General features: G+C 38.3%; 3 protein-coding genes. All 3 read right to left on the reverse strand.

Annotation, left to right across the window (positions count from 1 at the left end; translation table 11 throughout):
• Window positions 1–439: 439 nt before the first annotated feature.
• On the reverse strand, window positions 440–1060 hold the full coding sequence (locus ACYQ2O_RS11175; RefSeq protein WP_344912051.1) for an FMN-dependent NADH-azoreductase: 621 nt from the start codon (window positions 1058–1060) through the stop codon (window positions 440–442).
• A gap of 144 nt (window positions 1061–1204) precedes the next feature.
• The gene (gene istB / locus ACYQ2O_RS11180; protein WP_343755429.1) at window positions 1205–1936 is read right to left on the reverse strand and encodes an IS21-like element helper ATPase IstB; all 732 of its coding nucleotides are present in this window, start codon (window positions 1934–1936) and stop codon (window positions 1205–1207) included.
• Window positions 1936–3445, reverse strand: a 1510-nt coding sequence (locus ACYQ2O_RS11185; protein ID WP_459796637.1) for a helix-turn-helix domain-containing protein, incomplete at its 5' end; no start/stop codon positions are given. The genes istB and ACYQ2O_RS11185, both read right to left, overlap by 1 nt.

Here is a 3445-nt window from a genome sequence, read left to right on the forward strand (position 1 = left end):
TTATTTTACCTTTGCTGGAGACATTTGACAAGAAAAAAAGCAATGTGATCCAGCAGTGTATTCACGTCTGCTGGATCACATTGCCTTTTTTCGCCTCTTTTTTATCGGTATAGAATGCTTTTCTACATTTAAGCCGAGTTCTGGTTTCATCAGTAAAGTCAATTCGTACACAATAATGGTTAGAATGACTTAGTTTTCAGCTCCATCTTTAGATTTTCGATTTTTTCTTAGTGGTATATGTTGCTTGATGTACTTAAAAAATAATTCTATTTGCTACTTTTGGCTATACATTTTACAGATTTACTCTACAGACACGTTCAGTCGATTCGTAATGATACTTAAATTCGATTACTGTTTTCTCTCGGTCGTAATGAGCCGGAAGAGCTGGTTAAATAGGTTTGGCTACCCAACTATACCAAACAAGTCTTAACTTACTAAATTAGAATATCTCAGCGATAAGTCTTGCTTTTTTCTCAGCCTCTTCCAGAATTTCTTCTCTTTTGGACGGAGCAAAATCGATACCTTCAATAAATAATTGCTCGTAATCTTCAACTCCAACAAACTGGAAAATCCCTTTTAAAAATTGTGCGGAAAAATCTTTCCCACCAAAATACCCACCGTTTGATTGGATATGGAGAGCTTTCTTTCCATGTGCTAGAGCCTCTGCACCCGTTTCTGTATACCTAAAAGTTACTCCAGAAACACAAATATTATCTATCCACGATTTTAAATGGCTTGGAATACCTAAATTCCATAATGCATTTGCTACAACTATTTTGTCCACATCTATATACTGTTGTGTTAACTCATTCATTCGTGTCATTTTCTTTTGCTGAGCATCAGTCAACTCTGGAAATGTTTTTCCTTCTTTTAATGCTATAATACTTGTTAAGATATCCTCATCCAGCTCCGGAATGTCATCGTTAAATACATCAATATATTGAATTTCATCATCTGGATGTGTTTCTTTGTATTTTTCAACAAATACATCTAAGATTTGAACTGAAGTAGATTGATCAGCATTTAATGGGTGTGCTTTTACTACTAATAATTTGGTCATAATTATATATCCTTTCGTCAATATTTGTGAATTATTTTACATTTTTATTATATCAAACTATACTCTTATGTCAAGTGTATTTTGCAAGAAAAAAATCCATAAGATTGCAGGAATTTTTTCCATACCTTTGCTGCACCGTTTTATTTAGTTTTTGTGTTGCGATAATGCGTTCGTGAAGCGGTAACTTTTACCAGAAAACGAGAAAATATGAGCGTGATGAATTAAGCGATCAACTAAGGCACTCGTTAATCTGGAGTCCTGAAATACTTTATTCCATGAGCTGAATTCTAAATTGGTCGTCACAATCAAGCTGCGTTCCTCATAAAAATCAGAAATAAGGTGGAATAACAGCTCTGATCCTTCTTTATCTATTGGCAAGTAACCTAATTCATCCAAGATGAGACAATCGCTTTTTAAGATGCTCTTTCGTGTACGTGCAAGCGTCCCTCTTTGAGACGCTTTTTGTAATTTATCCACTAAATCTAAAACACGATAAAACTGTACATCTTTTCCCGCCATACATGCTTCGATGCCAAGAGCTGTGGCTAACGTTGTTTTCCCAGTGCCTGGTGAACCAACGAAAATCAAATTTTCACGATGATGAATAAAATCTAAGCTTATTAATTCCTCTTTAGTTAGAGACCCTGGAAATCCAATCGCATCATGCCATTCATATTGACCCAATCGTTTATGAGTGCGGAAACCCGCTTTGTGTATTAAACGATGAGCTTTAGCTCGTTCTCGTTCGTGCTGTTCGTATTTCAAAGACTCTAATATAAGAGGATAGAGAGCTTCTTTATCATGATTGTCTATGACGTAGTCATAAACATACGCTAACCTCATACGTTTGCACAATTCCTTTAACTCATCTTCCATTAGCTCACCGCCTTCGGAGAGAGTGAATCATAAAGCGTTAGGGAGAGAGAAGCTTCTGTTGGCTCTGATTCAAAATTGTTCAGTAGGAGAAACTCAAAATTCTCTTCAATCCGTAATAAGTCCTCTTCTTTAAGCAATTCAAGCAGTTGGTCGATGCGCCTTTTTCGTTCGACAAGAGTTGTTTCTAATACATAGCTTTTTATTTTTGATGGAAGCAGCTTCTTATATTTAGAATGATCAAGTGCCCTTGGTTTTTGTCGGTAAGTTTGAAATACATATAGCCAATCGACGGGTCGGGATTCACTAATATAAGGCCGATCTGCTTCATAGAGCAATTCACCACTTGGGCTCAGACAGCGGAATGAATCCCAGTATAACTGCACGGTTAACCGACGGTTACGACCTACTTTTGGGATATGAATAGACGCATTATCCAATCTGATTTCACCATATTTATTTGTTTTGCATTCTTCGTATCTAAAAACGGGGTAGGGTGTATCTGAAAGAGAACGCATATGTGCCCGGTCTTCTTCCCATAATTCACTGATTAGTATGTGTTCATGGTAGTGATTGCGATGACTGTCTTCTTCTAGTTGAGCATTTAACCATTTCTCAAATACAAGGTAGGAAACAAAGTCAGGTATACAGTCAAAAAAATTATAACGAATATAGCCTACTTTATTTTCAACAGCCCCTTTTTCATGACCAGAATACGGATTACAAGCAATGGGTTCAAAACGATAGTGAGCAGCGAAGCGTTCAAAGGCCTCAGTAAACACGGTTTCTTCGCCTTTCCCTCTTGGCTTAACAACGGCAGCTGCCAAATTATCAATACGAATCGTTTTAGGCACACTCTCCATCATTTCGAAAATCCTCTTTAATCCTTCTAAAAAGCATTCTGTATTCTCACTCGGATTTTTCCCCTTTTCATCATACAAATAAGGCCCATAGGACGTGTCGATCTGCCACATATCATTGGCATGAGCCATTTCAAATGACCGTCGGTCTTCTGGTGATCGCCAGCGATACTGTTCATTTTGTTGACGCATGAACCGTTGAACCGTGGATAAAGAAACCGTCTGCGGGTTGAGTTCACCGTTTTCGCTCAAATAATGATACAGATTCGTCACTGTTCGACGAGGACGTTCTTCTTTTAAGGCAATCAGGCGCTGTTTTTGATCATCTGTCAGCCTTTTCGTACTGGTCTCTGTGCGTACTTTTGGTTTTAAGCCATCAAACCCATACTTGCGATACAAATAGACCCAGTCACGAATACCCCCAGGCTTTACTCGCCACTCACTTCCATCGACTCGTTTTAAGGGCTCTTGACTAAGGCGTTCGTAGTACGCTTGTTGGCTGGCATCAGGAAAATCCTTGTTTAAGATGGGCGCAATCACTTGAAACTTCGCTAATGCCACTTCTTCACGCTGTTTTTCATTCATTTCTTTGTCTTCCTCTCTTATATAGACTACTGCCACCTTACTACAGTCGTCTGCTTTCCAGCAGAGG

It is taken from the genome of Alkalibacterium sp. m-11 (assembly GCF_054658155.1).

Coding starts and splice junctions, on each gene's coding strand:
- istB (WP_343755429.1), bottom strand. CDS start 1,936: ATGGAAGATGAGTTAAAGGAATTGTGCAAACGTATGAGGTTAGCGTAT.
- ACYQ2O_RS11175 (WP_344912051.1), bottom strand. CDS start 1,060: ATGACCAAATTATTAGTAGTAAAAGCACACCCATTAAATGCTGATCAA.